The following is a 24,434-nucleotide window of genomic DNA, read 5'->3' as shown; positions in this document are numbered from 1 at the left end:
TGCAGGCAAGGGCGCATAGGCGAAGCCGCCACCGATCCGTCATGCGCCAGATATGACATATGCGGCTTGCGTTACGCCTGGCGGGTGGCGATCTTGTCGGCTTCGTCGACATCCGGCTCGGACAAGCGATACAGGTGCTTGTCCGTCTTGCGACGCCGACACTGCTGCCGCAGGTGTCGAACCCCGATGCAGGCGGTTCGCTCGAAATGTTTCTTTACGATCAATGGAGGACTCCGTGAAAGCCGGCATCTTCGTTTCGATAGCGGCGAGCCTGTCGATCGGCTGCGCCACCGCGGCTGCGAACGCGGCGAAGGACGGCGCGGGCTCGCTGAGCTCCCGTCTGGTAGGCACGTGGCAGGTCGTGGAGATGGTCGACACCGATGCCGCCGGTACGACCCGACATCCGTATGGCGAGCACCCGACCGGATACATCGTGTACGACGCGACCGGGCATATGCATGTGCAGGTCATGCGCACGCCCGCGACGCCGCCGTTTGCCGCGGGCGACCAGAAGGGCAGCGAGCGCGAAGTCCGGGCCGCCTACGACGGTTATGTCGCGTACTTCGGTACCTACCGAGTCGATGAAGCGCAGGGCCGGGTGATCCATCAGGTGCAAGGCAGCCTGATGCCGAGCTACACCGGCACCGATCAGCCACGGCCGATCAAGCTGGTCGGCGATGAATTGATCATCGAAGGCAGCACGCCCGATGGCGGTTTCTATCGGCGCCTGCGAAGGGTGAACTAGCCGGCGTTCGCCGGTTCCGGGCCGGCGACGACACGATGCGTTTGCCGAACTCGGGTCCGCGGGCTGCTCGGCCACGCGTTCATTGGGTATGCTGAGTCATAGACCAAGGACAAGCAACCCGTGAAGATTTGGCTTTCGACCATTTGCCTGATGTCCGCGGCCTTGCTCGGCGGGCCGGCCCATGCTTTGGACTGCCGCAAAGCGTCGACTGGACTTGAACACAGGCTGTGCGCGGACCCGGGTTTGCGCAAGGCCGATGCCGCGATGGGCAAGGCTTATTTCGATCTGCTGGGTCTCGCCACGGATCCGGAGGTGCGCGCGGCCTTGATCAACAGCCAGCGCCGCTGGATCGCCGCGCGCGAGAAGGATCTCGGCGGGCTCGGTGAGGGCGAGGACGCGCCGAACGCCGACGAGCAACGCGCGATCCTGCTCGATGCCACGGCACAGCGCACGAAGTACCTGAGCGAGCGTGTCGGCGGAACGCCGAAGCTCATCGCCGATGCGATGAAGCAACGCGCGCGCGTCGCGGCCTACAGCGGCGGTTCGTTCGCGGGCTACCGCGCCAACTGCGCGTTCATCCCGGATCGGCAGGACCGCGCTGTCTATTCGTACAACTGCTTCGGCGTGATGAACGTGCAGAACGGCGATCGCATCTGCAGCGTCAGCGAGGATTTCGCCAGCCATTACGTGGTGATGCAGCGGGCCGTCGCCGATGTCGTGGGCGGAAAGCCGCGTGTGATCGCCGCCTGCGTCGACAGCCAATGCCCCGGTGTGTCCGTCACCGGACAGGCCGCGGGCTGGAACTTCGATCCCACTCCGGAGCAGGCCGACATCGTCGAAAGCTTCGGCCCGTTGAACAAGCTCGATCCGGATATCGCCGTATTGAGCGATGACGACGACTGGCTGGCGCTTCCCGGCCTGCGCGCCGATCAGGGGTGGCTCAATGCCTGTCTGACCGACAAGTCCTTTCCGAAGCGCGGCCGGGTTTCGGACGGACACGGCCGCAAGTGAGGCGATGCAAGGTCGCGCGCTTCGTGGTGGTTGTCGCTCGGATCGGTTGACGCTTGCAGCATCGAACCACAGCGGGACATGGATGCACACGGAGAGCGTCGGCGCGGTGCGATGAGCGCCGCTGATTTCGGCCGCGCACGACAGGCAAGTCGTCGCGCCCTGGACCGAGAAGTGGCGCCGATCCGAAAGCGCCATTGAACGCCGGCCACTCGACCCAACCGAAGCCGCGCTGCGGTTCGGCTGGGTCAAGACGGACGGACCGTCGTCTACCCGGCCCCCGATGGCTCAGTGTTCATGGCCCTTGCCGTTACCCTTGCCGTTGCCGTTGCCATGGCCCTTGTCCTTGTCTTTGCCGTGGCCCTTGCCGTTCCCGTGCGAATCGCCGCCCTTGGGGCCTTTTCCCTTGCCGTGGCCTTGCGGATACGAATGGCCGGAGTCGTACGACCGGTGATCGGGACCTTTCGACTTGCCGTGCCCCTTGCCGGGCCCATGATCGGCCCAGTTCACATGCACGGATTGATCGACGCGGATCGGATAGCCCCAACGGTCGTAAGTCGTCACCGCGCCGCGCTTGAGCGCATGGAACGCGGGCGACCCGGGCTTGATGCCCATGCGTTTGGCGACCGCGCCCCAACCTTGTCCGGGGTTGCGGTCGTACTCGCGCACGACGTTCTGGCACGGCACGCCGAGCGAATGCGCGAGCGCGCAGGCGTAGTAGACATCGCCCGGCGCCCAGCGCCGGCGTTGCAGCAGCTCTTCGACATACGGCCGCGGCGCACCGTAATAGCCGCTGACTTCATCGACGAAGGGCTCAGGGTAACGCCGCCCGTAATCGTTGATCTCGCCCAGCCGCGTATCGACCCAGACATCGCCGGTGCGGATGTTGTAGCCGACGGTCTGGGCCTGCGCCGACAAGGCCATGGACAAGGTCAGGCCGAGCATCAGGCACTGGGCGGAACGTTTCAGGGATTTCATCGCAGGCACCTCGTCGTAGTGCATCGGGGCAGGAACGGCGACTGCACGGCAGCCGCCCGCGCGTCGTGGCCAGAGCTTAGCCTCAAAGACCGTCGTCAACGGGACCGCGCCGTAGCCGTTCAGCGGCCAGGCCGGAGACATGACTGGGAGGATGGCTGGAGCCGGGGCCGATCGCGCGTGTTGGCGCCAGGTTCATGGGCAACGCCGGCCCACCGACGTGCCGGATACCGCTCAGTCGGACTCGTGGCCCGGGTCGCCTCGCGATGCATTCATCTCGATCCGCAATTCGGTCAGCGCGCGACGCAGGCCGTGCAACTGATCGACCAGATGCAGCACCACCGCCACGCCTTCTTCGTTGACGCCGAGATCGCCGGTGAGATCGCGGATGAAAATCGCCCGCGCCGCATCGGTTTCCGAAATTTCCACGCGCGCGGTGCCCTGCGACGGGATGATCCAGCGCTGTTCGATCCAACGCTCCAGCGTGTGCAGCTCGATGGTCGATTCGTTGAGGAACTGCGTCATGTCGATGGTGTTCATGCCTTGGCCTCCCCGCGAGGGTCGAACGCCTTGCCGGCGCTCCACTGCGAAACGAATTCGGTCAGCTCCGGATCGCCGCCCTTGGGCAACACGATCGTCAGCCGCACGTACTGGTCGCCGCGTCCGCCGCCGCGACGCGGCGCGCCCATGCCTTTCAGGCGCAGGGTGGTGCCGCTGTTGGATCCGGGTGGGATCGTCATCGTCACCTCGCCGGTCGGCGTGGGCACCCGGACGCGATCGCCGAGCACCGCCTCGGTCAGCGAGACCGGCAATTCCAGGGTGAGATCGTCGCCATCGCGGCTGAAGCGCGGATCGGCGAGGACTTCGATCTCGACCAGCGCATCGCCGGGACCGCCTTGCCCCGCGCTCGCCGCGCCCTTGCCCTTGAGCCGCAGGATCTGTCCGTCGACGACGCCGGCCGGAATGGTCACGTCGATGGTGCTGCCGTCGGGCATCGTCAATCGCCTGGTGCCGGCGTCGATCGATTCGGCTAACGCGATCTGCAACCGATAGTGCAGGTCCTGGCCGCGCCGGTTGGCCCGCGCGCGCGCCTGCCGGCGCAGGAGTTCGGCGAACGGGTCGTCGCCGTCGGCGAAATCGGCGAAGCCGGCGTCGTTCGCGTAGCTGCCGGCCGGTTCGGCGTCGGCGTAATCGCGGTAGTAACGCGGCTGCGGACGCTCGGCGCCGTCGGCGTCGATTTCTCCTGCATCGAAGCGCGCGCGCTTGTCAGGATCGCTGAGCAGGCGGTAGGCGTTGCCGACGTCCTTGAAGCGTTCCTCGCCGGACTTGTCGCCCGGATTGAGGTCCGGATGCAGTTTCCTGGCCAGGCGGCGGTAGGCGCTCTTGATCTCGTCGAGCGACGCGGTCGGCGCCACGCCCAGCGTTTCGTAGGGGCTGTTCATGGTCCGATGCTCCGGTCGTGGCCGTGGTCCGCCGCGCCTTTTGGCGCAGCGGCCTCGGCCTCGACACCGTCCAGGAACGTCGCCGACGGCGCGAAGAACAGGCTGCCGGTCACCGCCGTGCTGAAGTCCAGCAGGCGATCGTAATTGCCGGGAGGATCGCCGATGAACATGTTCTCGAGCATGCGTTCGATCCGGGTCGGCGAACGCGCGTAGCCGATGAAGTAAGTCCCGAATTCGCCCTGGCCGACGCTGCCGAACGGCATGTTGTCGCGGACGATCTTCAGCTCCTCGCCGTTCTCGCTGATGCTGGTCAGCACGTTGTGCGCGTACGGAGCCTTGGCCGCGTCGTCGAGTTCGATGTTCGACAGCTTGCGCCGGCCGACGATGGCTTCCTGCCGTTCGACCGGCAGCGTGTTCCAGGCCGCGAGATCGTGCAGGTACTTCTGCACGATCACATAGCTGCCGCCGACGAACTGCGGGTCTTCGCCGGCGACGATCGCCGCGTCGGCGGCGGCTGTATCGACCGGATTTTCGGTGCCGTCGACGAAACCGATCAGGTCGCGATCGTCGAAGTACTTGAAGCCATGCACCTCGTCCGCGCTCGCCACGGCGCCGCCGATTCTCGACATGATTTCGGTCGCGAGTTCGAAGCACAGGTCCATGCGCGCCGCCCGGATATGCAGCAGCACGTCGCCCGGCGTGGACACCGCGCGATGGCGACCGACGATTTCGCGAAACGGATGCAGTTCCCTGGGCCGGATCGGGCCGAACAGGCGATCCCAGGCATCCGATCCGAAGGCCATGACGCACGACAGGCCGCCTTCGAGATCGCGAAAGCCGACCGCGCGCAGCAGCGAGGCCAGATCGGCGCACAGGGCGCGCACCTGCGTTTCGTGCTCGGCGCCCGGTTTCAGGGTCACGACCAGGAAGATGGCGGCCCGGGTCAGCCGGGAAACCACCGGTTGCGGCGTCGCAGTCTGCATCGATGGCTCCTTGGGGCAGGCCTGCTTTAACTTAACGCCGCGGCGGTGCAAGTCCAAGCGCGGCTCGCGCCAGGGCGATAAACCGCGTTGGCCCCAGACGCAGGCAGCGAGCGGATTTCGCCATCGAAATCCGCTCGCTGCGGTTGATACGACTATCGCTTCGTTGCCAGATCAATGGCTCAGCGTTCGGGCTCCCACACGAAGCTGTCGCCCTGGGCCTTGAACTGGCCCAGGCCGGGGAACGGGAAATGCACGGCGTACACGCGCAGCTTGCCGTCGGCGGCGCGTTGCATCAGCGCGCGCCGGCTGGTCTGGGCCAGCGGTGCGTTCTCGTCGAACTGCACGGTCCACTCCGGGCGCTGCACCGAGATCACCGAGTGATGCGCGCTGTCGCCGATGTAGAGCAGGCGCTGATCGCCCGAGGCGATTTCGTAGGCGCTGTGGCCCGGGGTGTGTCCGTCGACCGCGACCGCGGTCACCACGCCGGGAACGATCGCCGCGCCGGGCTGGAAGGTTTCGACCTTCGGCGCGATCGCGGCGACCAGCGCGGCGGCGGCCTTGTCGTTCTTCATCACCTCCCACTCGGGCGCCGACAGATGGATCTTGGCGTTGGCGAAGGCGAGCGTGCCGTCCTTGTCCAGCAGGCCGCCGACGTGATCGGGATGGTGATGCGAGAGGAAGATGTCGGTGACCTGCGAGGGCTCGACGCCGGCCGCGCGCAGCGACGCCGGCAGGCGTCCGGCGCGCGCGAACGAGGCATCGCCGGCGCCGGTATCGAACAGCAGGACCTGTGCGCCGCTGCGGACCAGCAGCGGTTGAATGCTCAGGTGCAAGGTATCGGTCGGTTGGCCCGCGGCGGTCAGCAGCGCGTTCACCGCATCGACCGGCTGGCCGACGGCGAAGGTCTTGCCGTCGTTGGCGGCGTCGATGTCGCCGTCTTTCAGTGCCATCGCATCGAGCGCGCCGATTTTGAATCGGAACACATCGGCGTTCGCCGGCTGCGGCGCAGGGGGCGCAGGCGCGGACGCAGCGGGCGTAGTCGCCGCGGGCGTGTCGGTCGCGGCGGACTTGGGTTGCGAACATGCGGACAGCAACGCGCCGGCGACGAGCGCGGCGGCCAAGGCGGACACAGGAGTGCGAGTCATGAGGTGCTCTCAAGGGGGAGAGGGATGCGGCGACGTTCGTCGATGCCAGGCGTCGTGGCGTGGCGTGGCGAGCTTATACGCGGCGATCGGTCCCAACAAGGCGCCCTGTCCGACTGCTCCGGTTCTCCCGGACCACGCGAACGCGGCCCGGGAGATGTGTGCGCGTTACGAAAATATCGTCGCCTTATTGGCAGACATACTCTCGCGCTTGCTCGGTCGTTTCGACATCCAGTTCTTCGTACTGGATGACGATCGTCTCCTTGCGTCCCCATGAGGCCACCGCGCGCGTGCCGACCGTGCAGTTGGCCGGAAGGCCGCCGCGGACGGCCTGGCCGTTGACCGCATACGCCTGGGTGTCGCACGAGGAGCCGGGGGAGTGCGGGTCGAAGTTGCAGATGTTGAGATCGCTGCTCGACAGGTCGAACGAGGCGGTGAAGTTGCTGTTCCAGCCGCTCGCGCCGTCGTTCGGGCACGATCCCGGGAAACCGGCGAAATCCGGGCCGCCGACGCTGCAGGTGTGGCTGTCGAAGCTGCCGAAGAAACTGTTCTTGTAGTAGGCGGTGCGGCCGCTTTCGACCCAGCCGCCCGCGACGGCGTCGTGCGCGACCGCCGAAAATCCGCTCAGGCAGATCGCCACGGCGAGAAACTTTCCGAGTGCATCCTTTTGTTTCAGCATTCCTTGCTCCTTGTGGTCTTGATCGTGCTTCGATGGAACCCATTGGGCCTTCGACAATGACGGCCCAGGCGTGCGATGCCGTCGGTAGCGCTCTATTCCGGGGCACCGCGGGCATTCTCGGACCCGATCAAGAGCGGGGCAACGCAATCCCCGCGGTGCAAGTCGCCGCTGCTTCGCAATGCGGACGGTTACGAAAATACCTCGGCCTTCACGGTGGCGATCACGCTTGCCGGTCGGGCCTTGCGGCATACACATTGGCCACCGTGACCGAGCCGTCCGGCGCATGCACCGGTACCAGGATGCGCAGGTACTCGTCGCCTTCGAACGCATCCAGTCGCGGCCAGTGCAAGGGCAGGTCGTCGGATGCGAACAACTGGACTTCGATCGCCTCGCCCGATTCGGACCAACGCAAGGCCGGATAGCCCATGTCGGCGCCCCATCCCGACTGCTCCAGGCGGCCGGTGACGAAGTGTCCTTGCGTCCAGGCGCCGTCGAGACCGCTGAGGTGATGATGGTTCGGCTTGCCCGGCGCCAGGGTTCCGTACACGGCGAAGCGGCGATCGGCCTGGTAACGCTGGGCGAAATGATCTTCCAGCGCCTGCGGGGTGTCGCTGGCCGGTTCGGCGCGCAGGCGGTTGAGTCGCAGCAGCGCGTCGAGCTCGGTGTCGTCGAAGTCCAGCGCGTTCATTGCATTGCTCCCGTCGATCGTTGAAGTCGGATAGTACGAATGCGGCCGTTCGTCGCACAGCAGGCCCGGCGGCAACGGCAGCGCCTGCTTATCGCTCACGCGTCGCTCCGTGTGCATGGTGACGGTCGTCGATCTGGGTCGCCAACACGATACCCGCCACCGCCAGGCTCGCGGTCAACGCGACTTCGCCGCTCCAGCCGCCGTGCTGCCAGGCCCAGCCGCCGATCACGCCGGTCACGCTGGAGCCAAAGTAATAGAACAACAGATACAGCGACGAGGCGTGGCCCTTGTCCGCGCGCGCGAGCCGTCCGACCCAGGCGCTGGCGACCGAATGGGCGACGAAGAAACCGATCGTGATCAGGCAGATGCCGGCCACGATCGCAGGCAGCGAAGCGCTCAGCGTGACCACGGCGCCGGCGGTCATGATCGCGATGCCGCCGATCAACGGCGCGCGTGCGCCGAAGCGGTCGGCCAGGCGGCCGCCGAACGGCGAGGAGAACATGCCGAACACATAGGCCAGGAAGATCAGGCTGATCCCTGCCGGCCCCAGATCGTAGGGAGCGCCGGCGAGCCGGAAGCCGACGTAGTTGAACAGCGCCACGAACACGCTGGTGAGCACGAAGCCGATCGCGAACAAACGCAGCAGCCCCGGGTCGGCCAGATGCGCGCGCCAGGCGTCGAGGTGATGGCGCAATACGAAACCGCGGCGCGGCACGAAACGGCGCGACGGCGGCAGCAGCGCGGCGAAACCGATCGCCGCGATCAGCCCGAACGCGCCGATCGCCGCCATCGCCGAACGCCAGGAGCCGATCTCGACCAGCAAGCCCATGCCGACGCGCCCCATCATCCCGCCGAACGCGGTGCCGGCGACGTACAGGCCCATCGCGCCGCTCAGATGGCGCGGGTCCATTTCCTCGGCCAGGTAGGCCATCGCCACCGCCGGCACGCCGCCCAGCATCGCGCCTTCGATGGTTCGCGCCAGCAACAGCAAGGTCCAGTCCGGCGCGATCGCGGCCAGCAGGTTGCAGGCCGCGGCCAGCGCCATCGAGGCGAACATCAGGCGTCGACGCGACACCTGCTGCGACAGTGCGCCGGCGATGAAGATCGCCAGCGCCAACGCCGCGGTGGTCAGCGACAACGCGAGCGAGCTGACCGCCGGAGCGAGAGCGAAGTCGTGCGCGAACTCCGGCAGCAACGGCTGCACGCAGTACAGCAGCGAGAAGGTCGAACAGCCGGCCAGGAACAGGGCGACATTGGCGCGGCGATAGGCGGTGGTGCCGCGTTCGATCGGCGCGGCGAGGGCGGATATCGGCAGGGGCGTCGTACTCATGCGGCCAGGATGGCGCCGGGTACTTCATTCGTCCAATATATGAAAGTTACTTGCTCCATATGTTTTGGAGATACCGATGGAACTGCGCCACATCCGCTATTTCCTCGCCGTCGCCGGGGAGCGCAACTTCACCCGCGCCGCGGAACGGCTCGGCATCGGCCAACCGCCGTTGAGTCAACAAATCCGCGACCTGGAAACCCAGGTCGGCGCGCGCCTGTTCCACCGCGTACCGCACGGCGCCGAACTCACCGACGCCGGCCGCGCCTTTCTCGAACGCGTGCGCACCCTGCCCGAACAAGCCGCCGCGGCGGTGCGCCAGGCGCAGCGCGCCGCGCGCGGCGAGACCGGCGCGCTGCGGCTTGGCTTCACCTCGTCGGCGATCCTCGCGCCGCTGACGACCCAGGCGATCCGCGATTTCCGCCGCCGCTACGCCGACGTCGAACTCACCTTGGAGGAAGGCAACAGCGCCCACCTGTCGGCGAAGCTGCGCGACGGTTCGCTGGATCTGGCGTTCCTGCGCCCGGACGGCTCGGAGAACGACGACATGCGCCTGTATCCGCTGCTCGACGAAGCGATGATCGCCGCGCTTCCGAGCGCGCACCCCGCCGCGCGCGACGGCCGGCGCAAATCGATCCACCTGACCGAACTGCGCGAGGATGCGTTGATCCTGACCCCGCGCACCGTCGGCCCGACCCTGCACGACGCCATCGTCGGCGCCTGCCGTCAAGCCGGGTTCGAACCGCGCCTGGGCCAGCATGCGCCGCAACTCGCCTCGTCGCTGGCGCTGGTCGCGGCCGAACTGGGCGTGTCGATCGTGCCCGAGGCGATGCGCCGGTTCGCGCTGCCCGGCATCGTCTATCGCGATATCGCCGGCCTGCAGCCGATCGCGCGCCTGGCGCTGGCGCATCTGCTCGACCAAGCGTCGGCGCAGACGAAAAATTTCGTCGCGCTGACTTGCGCGGCCCACCCGACCGAGAAAAGCGAAGGCGCGCGTTCGCAGGCTGTCATGAAGAAGCGTCGGGCGCCGTCGAAGTGAATGCGGTAACGGGCAGGTAACGGACAACACAGCGTCGCGCTTGCCCGTGAGTGGTATCCGCATCGGCGCGGCGGCCATCGTGGCGGCAAGATGCGTTCCGGCCCGCGACATGCCGCACGCAAGCCTGCGCAAAACCGGGCGCGCAGTCGCCCAGGCGCTCATCCATCCACGCAAGCGCATGGGGGAACGCGTGCGCCAACTCGTCATGTCCGGCACGGTCGATTCGCGTTGCGACGATCCATCCGCTGTCGCCGCAGCGGCATGCATCGGCGTGGCGGTCGGGCGTTGTGATATTGATCACGAAAGCGGTTTCGTTATCGCGCTATCGAAGAACACGATGCTACTTTGATCCCCGCGTGGAAAGCGGAACAAGCGCGCGCGTGTTTCCGCAAAGCGGGTTCGGGTTTCCTTGGGGGAAGTAATGATGGACGCTCGCTTGATGGACGCCGCGCGCCGGCTGCCCACGCTTGCGGTGGTGGAAGACGACCGGACGTTCCGCGAAGACGTGCTCTTGCCGGTGTTGACCCATTCGGGATTCTCGGTCGTCGGGATGACCGGGGCGCTGGAGCTGTACCGATCGATGACGCTTCGCTCCTACGATCTCGTGCTGCTCGACATCGGCCTGCCCGACGAAGACGGCTTCAGCATCGCCGCGCACCTGCGCCGGTTGTCGGCGCGCGTCGGGATCGTCATGTTGACCGGATACGATTCCGGCCCGGACCGGATGCGCGGCCTGCGCGCGGGCGCGGACGCCTATCTGCCCAAGCCGGTGGATATGGAAGAGGTGGTGACGACCTTGCACAATCTGGCGCGATGGGTCGTGCCGGATGCGAATCCGGTGCAAACGCGCAGTCAGTGGCGGCTGGATGAGCGAGGCTGGTGCATCCTGGCCCCGAGCGGTGTCGAGATCGAGATGAACCTCGCCGAGCGTCAGGTCATGGCGATGCTGGCCGCGGCGGCCGGCGTTCCGGTGCAGCGCGAGACCTTGATCGCGCGCCTGGTCAAGAACGCCTACGACTTCGATCCGCATCGGCTGGAGATGCTGGTCCACCGTCTGCGCAAGAAGTGTCAGCGACTGGCGGAAGAGGAACTTCCCCTGCGCGCGGTGCGCGGCATCGGTTATGTACTCAACTGGTAGTCGATCGCGTCGGCACCGCGCCGGCGTCGGAGTAGCAACGCGGTGAGGTGCATCGAGATCTGGCTGCGGCGGGCGCTGTGGGCCGCCGTGGTGTTCGTCCTGGCCGATGCGGCGTCGGCTTCAACCTCGGCGTCGACCTCGGCCAAGGTGCAGCCCGAGCATCGGGTGGGCTTGCGCGCCTTCAGCGGCGACGACGGGCTGCCGCAATCGGGCGTCAATGCCGTGGTCCAGGCCCGCGACGGCTATCTGTGGATCGGCACGTTCGGCGGCCTCGCGCGATTCGACGGGCTGACGTTCAAGGTGTTCAGAAGCAATGCCTCGCCGGGGCCGCCGCAGTCGCAGGACCGAGCGCAGGCCGGGCCTGCGAGCGATCGCATCGTGGCGCTGCACGAGGACGACCGGCGCTGGCTCTGGATCGGCACGCAGGACGCCGGATTGAGCGTCTACCGGGAGGGCGCGTTCCATCACTTGCCGGTCTGCGGAGGGACGTGTCAGATCAACGACATTCTGCAGACGCCGGACCGGACGGTGTGGATCGCCACCACCGTCGGCTTGCTCAGTCTGGATCCGGTGCATCAGCGCGAGACATGGGTCGATTACGGAAGCGTGGGCCATACGCGCCTGGCTCGCGACGGCAAGGGGGCTTTGTATGCCGGCGGCGACGACGGGCTTTTCGTCATGGCCGACGGACAGCTTCGGCGTATCGCGATGCCCGACGGCAACGACCGAGTGAATGTGCTCAAGCCCGACGGCGACGATTTGCTCGTCGGCACCGCGCACGCGCTCTATCGCTACGATCCCGATCCCAACCCGGACAGCGTCGATCCCGAACACGGGCAATGGCGAGCGCTGGGCGTGGCGAGCCCCATCGCGGCGGTGAAGGACGCGGACGGCCGATGGTGGGTCGCGACCGTCTCGGGACGGTTGCTCCAGGAAGACGGCGCCGGCGGCTGGCGCGACATTCCCGAGTTGTTCGGCAAGGGCGTCACCAGCCTGGCGCGGGACGACGAAGGCAATGTCTGGATCGGCAGCGGCAGCAAGGGGTTGCTGCGCGTGCGCAAGCCGCTGTTCGGTTTGATCCGCGCGCCCAAGGCGGGCGTGAACATGGCCGGCCGCGCGGTGATCGCCGATGGCGAAGGCGGGCTGTGGTTCGGATCGGCCTGCGCGGGACTGCGGCATTGGCGGCGCGACGGCGGCATGGTGTCGCAATCGATTCTGCAAACCTCCGACGAGGAATGTGTCACCACCTTGTCGCTGGACCCCGCAGGCGCGTTGTGGGTGGGGCTGGCGCAGGGGCGCCTGGTCCGTGTCGTCGGCGGCAAGCCGCAGCGCATTGGCGCCTGGGAAGCCGGGGTACCGATCAATGTCTGGCAGTACGGCGACGGCCGTCTTCTCATCGCATCGGGGCGCTCCACGTTCGTGGTCGCGATCGACGCGGAAGGACGCATCGGCGAGCAGCACCGCATCGATGCCTTGCAGGGCATGAGCATCAACAACGTCGTCGCGGCCGCGCGCGGCGGCCATTGGTTCGTCGGCGATCGCGGTGTGTGGCGCTTGCTCGACGAACGCGTCGTCGAACGATGGACGCCCGAGCAGGGACTGTCCTCGCGATTCGCGCGGACCGTGTACGAAGACCCGGCCACCGCGACGCTGTGGGTGGGGACCTATGGCGGCGGGCTCAATCGCATCCATCGCGGCCAGGTGCGCCGCTACGACAGCCAGAACGGGCTGTTCGACGATACCGTGTCGTGCATCCTGCCCGACGGACAGGGACGTTTGTGGCTGGGAGGCAATCGCGGCGTGACCTTGTTGCCGACGCCGCGGGCGGACACGGCCCAGATCGAGTCCGTCGGTTACACGGCGAGCGATGGATTGATTCCGGCCGAAGTCAACGGAGGCCATTCGAGCTCCTGCCATCGCGATGCGCAGGGCCGGCTGTGGTTTTCCTTGGTGGAGGGATTCGCGGTCATCGATCCGGCGGCTGTGACCGATGTGCAGCCGGTGCCGCTCAGGCCGCATATCGAAGAGGTGGCGATCGCCGGACGCAGCCAGAAGATCGCCGGATCGTCCCTGGCCTTGCAGCCTTTCGCGCGCAGTCTGGAAATCCACTACAGCGCGATCAACCTCAGCCGGCCCTGGGAAACCCGCTACCGTTTCCGTCTTCTGGGTTTCGACCACGATTGGGTGGAGGCGGGGCAGAACCGCAGCATCCTGTATACGTCGATCCCGTGGGGCGAGCATCTGTTCGAAGTGCAGGCGCGCAGCCAAGGAGGGCGATGGTCGCCGGCCTCGGCCAGCCTGCGGATTGTCAATCCGCAGCCCTGGTATCTGCGACCGTGGATCCTGATCCTGGCGACATCGCTGGGTCTGCTGGCGCTGGTCGGCGGCACCCAGTTCGGCGCAAGCCAGGAAGGAGCGTGGGTGCGAAGGAACCCCGATTGAGCAAGACCGATCGGGGAGCGCGGGTCGAGTCGCGCCGATCGGGAAGTGCCGACCGATTGCGGAAACCTGTCGCCGCCTCGCTCAGGAACCGGCCACGCGACAAGCGATGATCGCCGGTTCAGCGGGGCCGCACGGTGCGTTTTCATGATCGCCAGCGTCCGCACGGGTGCGCGGAATCTCCGCGCCGACGCCGTCCGCGTATCCGTGTTCGCGTCCCGGCAACGCCAGCGGCAATCGGATGCGGATGCGCGTGCCCTGGCCGGGGGCGCTGTCGGCATGGATGTCGCCGCCGTGGTCGGTCACGAAGCGATGCACGGTCGCCATGCCGATGCCGGTTCCCTTGTCTTTCGGCTTGGTGGTGAAGAACGGCTCGAACAGGCGCGAGAGCACCTCGGGCGCCATGCCGGTCCCGGTGTCTTCCAGTCGCAGCAACGCATGCTCCGCGTCGGCTTCGACGGTCAGCGCGAAGCGGCCGCCGCGCGGCATGGCATCGCAGGCGTTGCTGGCGATGTTCAACAGCGCCAGCACCAGTTCGTCGCGGTCCGCGCTGATCAGCGGGCCGGGGATGGAGGTGTCCAGCGATACCTCGATGCCGCGGGGGAACATCGGCAGGATCAACGGCCGCACTTCGTCGACGGCCTGGGCGAGATCGAAGGTGGATATCTCCCGGACATGCGTCCGGCTGAAGCTGAGCAGGCGCCGGGTGAGCGTGGCGCCGCGCCGCGCCGCCTGCCGAATCCCCGGAAGCACCGCGTCGATGGAACCGCCGCGCCTGTCCACGGAGGTCGCATGGCCCAGGATCACGCTGAGGATGGCGTTGAAGTCGTGGGCGATGCCGGTCGAGAGCCGACCGATGGTTTCCATCTTCTGGGTTTGCAGCAGGCGTTCGTAGGCGCGTTCCTTCTCTTCGACCTGGTGCTGGAGTTCCAGGCACAGTTCGTTGAGTTCTTCGCTGCGATTGATCGCGCGTTGCGAGGACAGGATCAGCCGATCGAGGATCGTCGCCAGCACCAGAAAATTCATGCCGGCCAGCAGCAGATTGGTCAGGGCGTCGGAGGCCTGCAGGGAATCGGTCGCCAGTTGCAGGTCGGTATGCGCGCCTATCGCCAGCGTCGCCGCGTTGGCCAGGGCGGTCCACCAGGCGGCGGCCCGGCCCAGGAACAATCCCGAACACAGCAGCGGCAGCAACTGGGTGATCTGCAGCCCGGACTGCGCGCGCAATCCGTAGGCGTGATAGCTCATGCCCATCAGGACCAGGCCGCCGATGACGGTGAGGCTGGTCGAGAGCCGGAACAATCCATTGCGCAGCAGGCAGAAACACAGCCACGCGTAGGCGCTGACGATCAGCATCAAGCCGTTGTCGGCGACGCCGGTCGTATCGGTCATGGCGCTGCACGATGCGATCGCCATGACCAGCGTGGCGGCGGCGATGACCGCGAGTATCGCTTGCAGCGTCACTGCGTTGCGTCGGTCGCGCGCCGCGCGGGTGGGCACGCGTTTCATCCAGTCGATGAAGCCATGCCAGAGGGACGGGTACGATTCGCGGACGGTCATCGCTGCGGTTGATACCAGGACGCGGTTGATGGCTGCGAGGCGGGCGCGCTGGACGGCGGGCGGGCCGGACAGCGGCGGACACCCTGTTGTGATGCTCGTGCCCGATGGCGCGGCGCGACGGCCTCATTCCTTGGATGACCATCGATGGACAGCCTAGCACCGCGTTGCGATACGGCAACGTGGAACTCCTTGCCTCGACAAGAAATCGCGATGAAGGTCGCTCTTTTTCGCGGTTTATCGGCACGAACACGCCGCGCCGCTCGCGTCGATTGGATTTCTCACCTGTGGTGAGGAAGGGAAATCATCGAGCGCATGCGCCTGGACGCGCTCGGCCGGCGAACCGACGAATCGGGCCGATGGCTTCGCTGGCGGGCATCGCGGCGGTGAAGATCGCGGCCGCCATCGTCATCGCGACGACACGATCGCGTCGCGATCGCGCGCGGCCGCGTGCGGTCGAACACAGCGCAAGCGGTCATCGTTCACGGCGAGTCGGTCGGACGTCTCGTTGCCGGCGATCGCAGCGCGCGTCGCCGGAAATTATTCGTGAATCCTTGTGCGTGTAATCACGAGTTTCGCTCGCTAGTGTTCGCCACGACCGATCAGATGCGCGGCTTCGAACAACACCGGACGCGCGCTTGGGACCGCCAACGCAACGGACCGCGCATGCAGCATTCAATCGACGTGCGCAGCGCGATGCGTCGGCACGCAGCGTGGATCGAGGATTTGTCGCGGTATGCGGCGCAGCCGACATCCGGAGCGACGCAGGCGCCCGCGCCGGCCGGCGCCGACGGTGTCGATGGGTACGGGTCGCGAGCGGGCGATCCCGGGCGCGCCGACACCGCGATCCGTCCGAATCGACGCGGTTCCGGCGAGGCCGTCGTCCGGCCCGCGCAGCGCCCGGGCCGACGGCGAAACCCACCGCGTGACCGGCGTCGCGCTGGATCGATCGTGGTCAACGGCAAGGACCGATCGTCGCGGTCGTCGTCGCAAGGGCTCACGGGCAACGCCATATCACCTTCATCCCACAGGCCGTCGCATCGGCTTGTCACTGGGGAAACAAGCAATGAACAAAATCTATAGCGTTGTATGGAGCCGCTCGCTCGACCGGTTGGTGGTCGCGTCGGAATTGGCCGCGGGCGGCGGCAAGGCATCGCGCGGGCGGCGCAAGGCCGCGCGATCGGCGGCGAGCCTGAGCGCGGCCGTCATGACCGCGCTGCTGGCGATGGGCGCGACCGGATGGTCCCCGTCGGCGCAGGCGCAGGCGGTGGATTGCAGCGTGGCGCCGTTCAACGCTTACAACGGTACCGCCTCGTGCATGGGCCTGAGTTCCAGGGCGTCGGGGATCGGCGCGACCGCGCTGGGTTCGCTGGCGACCTCCGACGTGCTCGGCGGGCTCGCGGTGGGCTATGCCGCTCACAGCGCCGCGCAGAATTCCATCTCGCTCGGATTCCAGGCCTATTCCGCCGGCACCAATGCCATCTATCTGGGCGCGCGCAGCGCCGGCGCGACGGGCGCGTTGGGCGCGGGCGCCATCGGAATCGGCACCGACGTGACCGCCGCGACCGACAACTCCCTCGCCATCGGCACCCAGACCCGGGCGATGGGTGGCCTGTCCATCGCGATCGGCACCAGTGCGGTGACGGCCGACAGCTTCGGCGTCGCGATCGGCACCAGCGCGAATGCCGGCGCCAACAGCAGCACCGCGGTCGGATACGCGTCGGTCGCCGCCGGGGTCAACGCGTCCGCGTTCGGCCGCAGCGCCAACGCGACCGGCTTGCGCAGCGTGGCGGTAGGCTTCCAGGCCAACGCGGCGGTGCTCGATGCGATCGCGCAAGGCACCAGCGCCGCCGCGGGCGGCCAGAACGCCATCGCCATCGGCTTCCAGTCGATCGCGACGCCGTTGAATTCGATCTATCTCGGCTCGCGCACGGCCGCCGGAACCGGCGCCACCGGGATCGGTTCGATCGCCATCGGCACGGACGTCACCGCGACCCAGCAATACGCGATCGCGATGGGACGCCTGAGCCGGGCGACGGCAACCGATGCCGTCGCCGTGGGGCCGAGCGCGGTGTCGAGCGCACAAAGCGCGATCGCGATCGGACGCAACAGCACCTCCGGCGCGGTCAATGCGATAGCGCTGGGCGCCGACACCAGTGCGACCGGCGTCAATGCCTTGGCGATATCGGCGCTGGCCCAGGCCACCGGGCAGAACGCGCTCGCGATCGGCACCGGGGCCAACGCGACCGCCAACAACGCGATCGCGATGGGCAACGTCACGATCGCCGACGCGGCCGACGCCGTGGCGATCGGCAACGGTTCGCGCGCCACCGGCGGCCGCGCGGTCGCCATCGGCGCCGGCAACTTCGCCAGCGGCAACGGCGCGGTGGCGATCGGCGATCCCAACACCGCCAGCGGCAACGGCGCGGTGGCGCAGGGCCTGGACAACACCGCCACCGGCAACGGCTCGATCGGCATCGGCAACACCAACATGGTCGGCGGCGGCGGCCAGGCGGTCGGCGTGGCCGGCACGGCGGCGCAGGGCGCGGTCGGCATCGGTTTCCAGAACACCGTGGTCGGCCAGGGCAGCGTCGCCATCGGCAGCACCAGCCGCGCGCTGGCGGCGGGCGCGGTCGCTTTCGGCGACACCGCCGTGGCCAACAACGCACGCGACGTGGCGCTGGGTTCGGGTTCGACGACGGCGGCCGCGGTTGCGACGCCCGGCATCGTCATCGGCGGCACGACCTACAACTTCGCCGGCATCGCGCCGACCAGCACGGTCAGCGTGGGCGCGCTCGGCAACGAGCGCACCATCACCAACGTGGCGGCGGGCCGGATTTCCGATACCTCCACCGATGCGATCAACGGTTCGCAGCTGTACGCGACCAACCGGGCGATCGATGCCATCGCGGCCAGCACGCCGCTGCACTACTACAGCGTCAACGACGGCGGCACGCACGGCGCGAACTACCTCAACGACGGCGCGACCGGCGCCAATTCGATGGCCGCCGGCATCGCCGCCACGGCCTCGGGCGATCAGGCCGTGGCGCAGGGCTATCAGGCCAACGCATCGGGCGGCGATGCGGTCGCGCTCGGCACCGGCACCGCGGCCTCGGCGGTCAGCAGCGTCGCGATCGGCGTCAACGCTTCGGCATCGGGAGTCAGCGGGTCCACGGCCGTCGGCGCCTTCGCCAATGCCAGCGCCACCAACAGCCTGGCGCTCGGCGAGTTCGCCAGCGCATCCGGCGAGGGAGCGTCGGCGATCGGCCCCGGCGCGAGCGCCACCGCGGCGCGCGCGACCGCGATCGGCGCGTCCACGCGGGCGCTGGCGGCCTCGACCGTGGCGCTGGGCGACACCAACACGGTGACGGCGGCGGCCGGTCCGGGTTCGGTCGCGATCGGTCGCAACTCGCAGGTGCTCGGCGGTACCGGCGCGGTGGCGATCGGCGAGAGCCAGAGCGTCAACGGCGATGGCGCCGTGGCGATCGGCGATCCGAACACCGTCAGCGGCACCGGCGCGGTGGGCGTGGGCGCGAACAACACCGCCACCGGCAACGGCGCGGTGGCGCTCGGCAACACTAACCTCGCCAATGGCCTCGGCGCGGTGGCGCTGGGCAACACCGCCAACGCCACCGGCGCCAGCGCGCTTGCCTTCGGCACCTCCGCGGCCGCCGGCGCGGACAACGCCATCGCGCTCGGCGCCAACAGCGCCGCGGCGCAGGCGGGCGCTGTCGCGCTGGGTTCGGGTTCGGTAACGGCGGCGGCGGTGGCGACGCCAGGCACGACGATCAACGGCACGACCTACAACTTCGCCGGCGTCGCGCCGACCAGCACGGTCAGCGTCGGCGCTGTCGGCGCGGAGCGCACGATCACCAACGTCGCCGCCGGCCGGATCTCCGATGCCTCGACCGATGCAATCAACGGTTCGCAGTTGTACGCGACCAACCAGGCGATCGAACAGGTCGCGACCACGGCCAACGCGGGCTGGAACGTCAGCGCGCAGGGCGGCAACGCCAGCAACGTGGCGCCGGGCGAAGCGGTCGATCTCAACAACACCGACGGCAATATCGTGGTCAGCAAGACCGCGGCCAGCGATAACGTCAGCTTCGACCTGGCCGACGACATCACCGTCAACAGCGTCACTGCCGGCAACACGGTGTTGAACAACAACGGGTTGACCATCACCGGCGGGCCGAGCGTCACCACCTCCGGCATCAATGCCGGCGGCCTGGTCATCAGCAACGTCGCGCCGGGCGTGGCCGGCACTGACGCGGTCAACGTCAGCCAGCTGACCGACGCCACCGACGCGGTGCGCACGCATTACTACAGCGTCAACGACAACGGCGTCGCCGGCGGCAACTACAACAACGACGGCGCGAGCGGGGTCAACGCGTTGGCCGCGGGCGTGGGCGCGACCGCCGCCACCGACGGCGCGACCGCGGTAGGCTTCGGTGCGACCGCCGCGACCCAGGTGGGCGACGTGGCGCTGGGCTCGGGTTCGGTCACCGGCACGGTCGTGGCGACGACCGGCGATACCATCGCCGGGACCGCGTACAACTACGCGGGTATCGCGCCGACCAGCACGGTCAGCGTCGGCGCCGTCGGCGCGGAGCGAACGATCACCAACGTCGCCGCCGGACGGGTGTCGGGCGGCTCGACCGATGCGATCAACGGTTCGCAGTTGTACGCGACCAACCAGGCGGTCGAACAGGTCGCGACCACGGCCAACGCGGGCTGGAATGTCAGCGCGCAGGGCGCCAACGCCAGCAACGTGGCGCCGGGCGAAGCGGTCGATCTCAACAACACCGACGGCAATATCGTGGTCAGCAAGACCGCGGCCAGCGATAACGTCAGCTTCGACCTGGCCGACGACATCACCGTCAACAGCGTCACCGCCGGCAGCACGGTGCTGAACCACAACGGGTTGACCATCACCGGCGGGCCGAGTATCACCACAACGGGCATCAACGCCGGCGGCCTGGTCATCAACAACGTCGCGCCGGGCGTGGCGGGCACCGACGCGGTCAATGTCAGCCAGCTGACCGACGCCACCGACGCGGTGCGCACGCATTACTACAGCGTCAACGACAACGGCGTCGCCGGCGGCAACTACAACAACGACGGCGCGAGCGGCGTCAACGCGTTGGCCGCGGGCGTGGGCGCCAGCGCGACGGTCGCCGGCGGCACCGCCGTGGGCAACGGCGCGGTCGCCGGCGCGCAGGCCGGCGATGTGGCGCTAGGCTCGGGTTCGGTCACCGGTACCGTCGTGGCGACGAGCAGCGACACCATCGACGCGGTGACCTACAACTACGCCGGAACCACGCCGACCAGCACGGTCAGCGTCGGTGCGATCGGCGCCGAACGCACCATCACCAATGTCGCCGCGGGGCGCGTGTCAGGCGGTTCCACCGATGCGATCAACGGTTCCCAGTTGTTCTCCACCAATCAGGCGGTGAGCGCGCTGGGCGTCAACCTGGATCAGTTGGGCAACAGCACCGCCGCTTCGCTGGGCGGTACTTCGGTCTACGATCCGACCACGCACACGCTGACCGCGGGGCTGGCGGTGGGCGGCAACAGCTACACCAACGTCCAGGACGCGCTGACCCAGGTCAACAACAACGCCACCGCCGGCTGGAACATCACCGCCGGTGCCAACAGCGGCAATATCGCGCCCAACGAAACCTTGACCGTCGCCGCCGGCAGCAACGCCACGGTCGCCTACGACGACGCCTCCGGCACCTTGACGGTCGGCGTGGTCCCCGACCCGAGTTTCAACAGCGTGGTGGTCGGCAATACCACGATCACCACCAACGGCCTGACCATCGCCGGCGGCCCCAGCATCACCAATGTCGGCATCAATGCCGGCGGCACCACCATCACCAACGTGGCCGCCGGCGTCAACGGCAGCGACGCGGTGAACCTGGATCAGTTGAATCAGGCGGTTTCCTCCGGTACCGCGCATTACTACAGCGTCAACGACGGCGGCGTGCAGGGCGGCAACTACGCCAACAACGGCGCCACCGCGACCGGCGCGATCGCTTCGGGCGTGAACGCCAGCGCCACCGCCGCCGACGCGGTGGCGATCGGCACCGGCGCCACCGCGGGCGACGCCAACAGCGTCGCGTTGGGCGCGGGTTCCACCACCGGCGCGGCGGTGGGCACCGCCAGCGCCACCATCGCCGGCACCACGTACAACTTCGCCGGCGCCGCGCCGGTGGGAACGGTGAGCGTGGGCGGCGTGGGCGCCGAACGCACCATCACCAATGTCGCCGCGGGACGCTTGTCGGACACCTCGACCGATGCGGTCAACGGCTCGCAGCTGCACGCGACCAACCAGGCGGTCAACGCGCTGGACGGACGCGTGACCAACGTCGAGGGCGATATCGCCAACCTCAGCGGCACCGTCAACAGCTTCGATGGCCGCATCACCCAGGTCGAAGGCAACGTCGCCAACCTCACCACCACCGTCAACAGCTTCGACGGCCGCATCAGCAGCGTGCAGAACGGTTCCGACGGCATGTTCCAGGTCAGCCAGGAAGGCAACCTCGTCAAGCCGCAACCGACCGGCACCAACTCGTCGGCGGGCGGCAACGGCGCGACGGCCAGCGGCAACAACGCCCTGGCGGTGGGCAACCAGAGCACCGCCAGCGGCAACGCCAGCACCGCGCTGGGTACCGGTGCGACCGCGAGCCACGCCAACAGCGTCGCGCTGGGTTCCGGATCGGCGACCACGGTGGGCGCGCAGAGCAATTACAACGCCGCTTACGTCGGCAATAGCACCTCCACCGGCGAGGTCAACGTCGGCGGCCGCACATTGACCGGCGTGTCGCCCGGCATCGCCGGCACCGATGCGGTCAACGTGAGCCAGCTCAACGCCGGGGTGAACCACGCCATCGACCAATCCAAGGCGTATACCGACGCGCGTTTCGAGAAGTTCGACAACGATGTGTGGACCTTGCGCCGCGACTTCCGTGCCGGCACGTCCTCGGCGATGGCCATGGCGGGTCTGCCGCAGGCCTATCTGCCGGGCAAGAGCATGCTCGCGCTGGCGGCCGGCGGCTATCAGGGCGAATACGGCATGGCCGTGGGCCTGTCGGGCATCACCGAGAACGGCCGCTGGGTCTACAAGGCCCAGGCGAGCGGAAACACCGCGCGCGACTGGGGCTTCTCGGTCGGCGCCGGTATCCAGTGGTGACGCCATGCGCGCCCCGTCCTCGGGCGGGGCGCGATCCGCGAAAGCGTTCGATGCCGCTTTGGTCGAACGATCCAAACGAATCAGAACACTGCCCGGCGGCGCGGCTACGCGCGCACCGACCGGCGGCCATCAGTCAAAGCGAGGAATCTCCAATGCAAGCCAACCGGTTCGCTGGCGCAGCGATCGTGTGCAGTATCGCGATAGGACTGTTGTCCGCTTGTGGCACCCGGCACCTGAGTCGCGACATTTCCCCCGATGGAGTGCCGGCCGAAGTGGTGTTTCCGGCGAAGGAGCGAGCGATCCTGAAAGAGGGGACATTCCCCAACCCGAACAGCCTGCGTCAAGTGGCCGCCGGCGTGACCAAGGATCAGCTCTATCACCTGCTGGGGCGCCCGCACTTCCGCGAAGGCTATGCCGGCGTGCGGGAGTGGGACTACCTCTTTCACTTTCGCCGCGATGGCGAGGTGACCACCTGCCAGTACAAGGTGATCTTCGACCAGCATTATCTCGCGCGCAGTTTCTACTGGCAGCCGCAGGATTGCGCCGACCTGCTGCGCGAACCGGTCGCGCCGGCACCGCCGCCGTCGGCGCCGAGCGCCGTCGCGCCGCGCCGTTACTCGCTGTCCGCGGACGCGCTGTTTGCGTTCGGCCGGGCCGATCGCGGCGATCTGCAATCGAGCGGTCGCGCCGAAATCGCGCGCATCGCGGCGGAACTGCGCGATGCCAAAGACCTGCGCAAGGTGCGGGTGACCGGGCATACCGACACGATCGGCAGCGAGCAGGCCAACCAGGCGCTGTCGCAAAGACGCGCGCAGACGGTGCGTGCGTTGTTGATCGACGAAGGCGTGCCGGCGCGATTGATCTCGGCCGAAGGGCGGGGCGAGTCGGAGCCGGTGATCGGCAGCTGCGACGCTTCGGCGGAACGAACCGCATTGATCGCCTGCCTGCAGCCCAATCGCCGGGTCGAGATCGTGGCCGAGGTGGAGCAGTGAATCGCCACGGGATCGGGCATCGCCGCGACGCAGGTTTGCTCATCGCTTCCATCCATCACCCAACGACCGAGGTACGGCCATGAAACGCATCACGACGACGGTGGCCATGGCGCTGTGCCTCCTGTCCGGCGCGGCGATCGCCCAGGGACAAGCTCAGGCTCCGCGGCCGGCCGCCACGCCGCAACAGGCTGCTGTGCGCGATATCGATCCCAATACGCTGGCAAATAGCGCGCTGCAGATATTGCAGGCGATCGATCGCGACCAGGCCGGCGTGCTCTGGGACAACTCGTCGAACGTGACCAAGCGTTCGGCCAAGCGCGCCGACTTCGTCGGCCATGTCGGCAAGACCCGCAAGCCGCTGGGGACCGCCGACGCGCGCAACTGGATCGCGGTGCGGCGCGAAGTGGTGGCCGAGGGCGGCCCGCTTCCGGCCGGCCTGTACGCCAGCATCGAATTCGCCAGTCAGTTCCAGGGCCGACGGCAGGCGAAAGAACTGGTCTCCCTGCGTCGGGACGAAGACGGCCTGTGGCGGTTTTCAGGTTACGTCGTCCAGTGACGAAGCCGCCGTCACCGATGCGATCCGCCTTGCTTCGCATCGGCTAAGGCTGAGTGACCGATCTCCCGAAATAACGAAGCCCGGGATTTCCGGGCTTTCGCTCGCGGCTCGCTGGAGCCGGACCGGTCGCCTTGTGGCGACTGGTTTTGCAAGGCCGGCCGAAGCCGGGGAGCTGCCGTGTTCGGCCGCCGGTGAACAAAGCATCGCAACCCACGTCGAGCGCCCACCGCGGGCCGATTAGCGCTTCAGCCATCGCGTGTTTTCTTGCGCGCGCTCACGTATCGGACGCGACGGCTCGCCGATATTGGCGTGAACGACCGATCGCGAGCGTGGCGGTGGATCGTCACCGGTGTTCCGCGCCAGCTGCGCGCCAATCGACTCGCGCGAACAAGCCGCGCATCCAGGCCGCGAGCAGAGTGCGGAACTGCGAAACCGACCTGCGTTTTCGCGCTTTCGGCAACGCCGCTTATCCATAGCGAGTCGCAACTTTCGCTTTGGCAGTCATGCAACATGACTTCCGCGCCCGACACAA

At 67.8% G+C, this 24,434-nt stretch carries 18 protein-coding genes; 9 read left to right on the top strand and 9 right to left on the bottom strand.

The features are described from left to right. Positions 1-235: 235 nt before the first annotated feature. Both KME82_RS22790 and KME82_RS22785 read left to right on the top strand, forming a co-directional pair. On the top strand, positions 236-745 hold the full coding sequence (locus KME82_RS22790) for a lipocalin-like domain-containing protein (RefSeq protein ID WP_215496046.1): 510 nt from the start codon (positions 236-238) through the stop codon (positions 743-745). A 150-nt stretch (positions 746-895) separates the two neighbouring features. Next, positions 896-1,756 (top strand): lysozyme inhibitor LprI family protein, encoded by an 861-nt coding sequence (locus KME82_RS22785; protein WP_286673224.1) that lies wholly within the window; start codon positions 896-898, stop codon positions 1,754-1,756. A 285-nt stretch (positions 1,757-2,041) separates the two neighbouring features. Here KME82_RS22785 and KME82_RS22780 read toward each other — a convergent pair whose 3' ends face one another. The 8 genes from KME82_RS22780 to KME82_RS22745 form a co-directional block, all read right to left on the bottom strand. Next, positions 2,042-2,731 (bottom strand): hypothetical protein, encoded by a 690-nt coding sequence (locus KME82_RS22780; RefSeq protein WP_215496044.1) that lies wholly within the window; start codon positions 2,729-2,731, stop codon positions 2,042-2,044. Between the two features lie 231 nt (positions 2,732-2,962). Further along, positions 2,963-3,268, bottom strand: coding sequence for a chaperone modulator CbpM (locus tag KME82_RS22775; protein ID WP_215496043.1), 306 nt, complete (start codon positions 3,266-3,268; stop codon positions 2,963-2,965). After that, the gene (locus KME82_RS22770; RefSeq protein WP_215496042.1) at positions 3,265-4,170 is read right to left on the bottom strand and encodes a DnaJ C-terminal domain-containing protein; all 906 of its coding nucleotides are present in this window, start codon (positions 4,168-4,170) and stop codon (positions 3,265-3,267) included. The genes KME82_RS22775 and KME82_RS22770 overlap by 4 nt, the downstream gene beginning before the upstream one ends. Then, positions 4,167-5,153: a Dyp-type peroxidase gene (locus KME82_RS22765; protein WP_215496041.1), complete on the bottom strand. Its 987-nt coding sequence runs from the start codon at positions 5,151-5,153 to the stop codon at positions 4,167-4,169. Before KME82_RS22765 ends, KME82_RS22770 begins: the two co-directional genes overlap by 4 nt. 179 nt (positions 5,154-5,332) lie before the next feature. Continuing rightward, a complete protein-coding gene (locus KME82_RS22760) occupies positions 5,333-6,298 on the bottom strand; it encodes an MBL fold metallo-hydrolase (protein ID WP_215496040.1) in 966 nt (321 codons plus the stop codon). Between the two features lie 184 nt (positions 6,299-6,482). After that, positions 6,483-6,974: a hypothetical protein gene (locus KME82_RS22755; protein ID WP_215496039.1), complete on the bottom strand. Its 492-nt coding sequence runs from the start codon at positions 6,972-6,974 to the stop codon at positions 6,483-6,485. Between the two features lie 220 nt (positions 6,975-7,194). After that, on the bottom strand, positions 7,195-7,761 hold the full coding sequence (locus KME82_RS22750) for a gamma-glutamylcyclotransferase family protein (protein ID WP_215496038.1): 567 nt from the start codon (positions 7,759-7,761) through the stop codon (positions 7,195-7,197). After that, complete coding sequence (locus tag KME82_RS22745) at positions 7,751-8,992, bottom strand: MFS transporter (RefSeq protein WP_215496037.1); 1,242 nt, start codon at positions 8,990-8,992, stop codon at positions 7,751-7,753. The genes KME82_RS22750 and KME82_RS22745 overlap by 11 nt, the downstream gene beginning before the upstream one ends. A gap of 76 nt (positions 8,993-9,068) precedes the next feature. On the opposite strand from KME82_RS22745, the gene KME82_RS22740 reads away from it, so the two are divergent. From KME82_RS22740 to KME82_RS22725, 4 genes are all read left to right on the top strand, one after another. Further along, the gene (locus KME82_RS22740) at positions 9,069-10,028 is read left to right on the top strand and encodes a LysR family transcriptional regulator (RefSeq protein WP_215496036.1); all 960 of its coding nucleotides are present in this window, start codon (positions 9,069-9,071) and stop codon (positions 10,026-10,028) included. Between the two features lie 46 nt (positions 10,029-10,074). Next, complete coding sequence (locus KME82_RS22735; RefSeq protein ID WP_215496035.1) at positions 10,075-10,377, top strand: hypothetical protein; 303 nt, start codon at positions 10,075-10,077, stop codon at positions 10,375-10,377. A 90-nt stretch (positions 10,378-10,467) separates the two neighbouring features. Beyond that, positions 10,468-11,166 (top strand): response regulator transcription factor, encoded by a 699-nt coding sequence (locus KME82_RS22730; protein ID WP_215496034.1) that lies wholly within the window; start codon positions 10,468-10,470, stop codon positions 11,164-11,166. Positions 11,167-11,208: 42 nt separating this feature from the next. Continuing rightward, entirely contained in the window at positions 11,209-13,608 is a 2,400-nt protein-coding gene (locus KME82_RS22725; RefSeq protein WP_215496033.1) for a ligand-binding sensor domain-containing protein, read from the top strand. 81 nt (positions 13,609-13,689) lie between these two features. Here the strand turns inward: KME82_RS22725 and KME82_RS22720 are convergent, their stop codons facing one another. Beyond that, positions 13,690-15,111, bottom strand: coding sequence for a sensor histidine kinase (locus KME82_RS22720; protein WP_215496032.1), 1,422 nt, complete (start codon positions 15,109-15,111; stop codon positions 13,690-13,692). A 1,114-nt stretch (positions 15,112-16,225) separates the two neighbouring features. Between KME82_RS22720 and KME82_RS22715 the strand changes: the two genes are divergently transcribed. From KME82_RS22715 to KME82_RS22705, 3 genes are all read left to right on the top strand, one after another. After that, on the top strand, positions 16,226-22,354 hold the full coding sequence (locus KME82_RS22715; protein WP_215496031.1) for a YadA-like family protein: 6,129 nt from the start codon (positions 16,226-16,228) through the stop codon (positions 22,352-22,354). 152 nt (positions 22,355-22,506) lie between these two features. Next, complete coding sequence (locus tag KME82_RS22710) at positions 22,507-23,346, top strand: OmpA family protein (protein WP_215496030.1); 840 nt, start codon at positions 22,507-22,509, stop codon at positions 23,344-23,346. A gap of 79 nt (positions 23,347-23,425) precedes the next feature. Further along, positions 23,426-23,902, top strand: a complete 477-nt coding sequence (locus KME82_RS22705; RefSeq protein ID WP_215496029.1) for a DUF4019 domain-containing protein — start codon at positions 23,426-23,428, stop codon at positions 23,900-23,902. The last annotated feature ends 532 nt before the right edge of the window (positions 23,903-24,434 follow it).

The organism is Lysobacter capsici (genome assembly GCF_018732085.1).
Lineage (GTDB): Bacteria > Pseudomonadota > Gammaproteobacteria > Xanthomonadales > Xanthomonadaceae > Lysobacter > Lysobacter capsici_A.
This window is presented reverse-complemented; position numbering and strand designations above follow the sequence as displayed.

Coding starts and splice junctions, on each gene's coding strand:
- KME82_RS22745 (WP_215496037.1), bottom strand. CDS start 8,992: ATGAGTACGACGCCCCTGCCGATATCCGCCCTCGCCGCGCCGATCGAA.
- KME82_RS22715 (WP_215496031.1), top strand. CDS start 16,226: ATGAACAAAATCTATAGCGTTGTATGGAGCCGCTCGCTCGACCGGTTG.
- KME82_RS22740 (WP_215496036.1), top strand. CDS start 9,069: ATGGAACTGCGCCACATCCGCTATTTCCTCGCCGTCGCCGGGGAGCGC.
- KME82_RS22780 (WP_215496044.1), bottom strand. CDS start 2,731: ATGAAATCCCTGAAACGTTCCGCCCAGTGCCTGATGCTCGGCCTGACC.
- KME82_RS22705 (WP_215496029.1), top strand. CDS start 23,426: ATGAAACGCATCACGACGACGGTGGCCATGGCGCTGTGCCTCCTGTCC.
- KME82_RS22710 (WP_215496030.1), top strand. CDS start 22,507: ATGCAAGCCAACCGGTTCGCTGGCGCAGCGATCGTGTGCAGTATCGCG.
- KME82_RS22755 (WP_215496039.1), bottom strand. CDS start 6,974: ATGCTGAAACAAAAGGATGCACTCGGAAAGTTTCTCGCCGTGGCGATC.
- KME82_RS22760 (WP_215496040.1), bottom strand. CDS start 6,298: ATGACTCGCACTCCTGTGTCCGCCTTGGCCGCCGCGCTCGTCGCCGGC.
- KME82_RS22730 (WP_215496034.1), top strand. CDS start 10,468: ATGGACGCCGCGCGCCGGCTGCCCACGCTTGCGGTGGTGGAAGACGAC.
- KME82_RS22775 (WP_215496043.1), bottom strand. CDS start 3,268: ATGAACACCATCGACATGACGCAGTTCCTCAACGAATCGACCATCGAG.
- KME82_RS22765 (WP_215496041.1), bottom strand. CDS start 5,153: ATGCAGACTGCGACGCCGCAACCGGTGGTTTCCCGGCTGACCCGGGCC.
- KME82_RS22770 (WP_215496042.1), bottom strand. CDS start 4,170: ATGAACAGCCCCTACGAAACGCTGGGCGTGGCGCCGACCGCGTCGCTC.
- KME82_RS22785 (WP_286673224.1), top strand. CDS start 896: ATGTCCGCGGCCTTGCTCGGCGGGCCGGCCCATGCTTTGGACTGCCGC.
- KME82_RS22720 (WP_215496032.1), bottom strand. CDS start 15,111: ATGAAACGCGTGCCCACCCGCGCGGCGCGCGACCGACGCAACGCAGTG.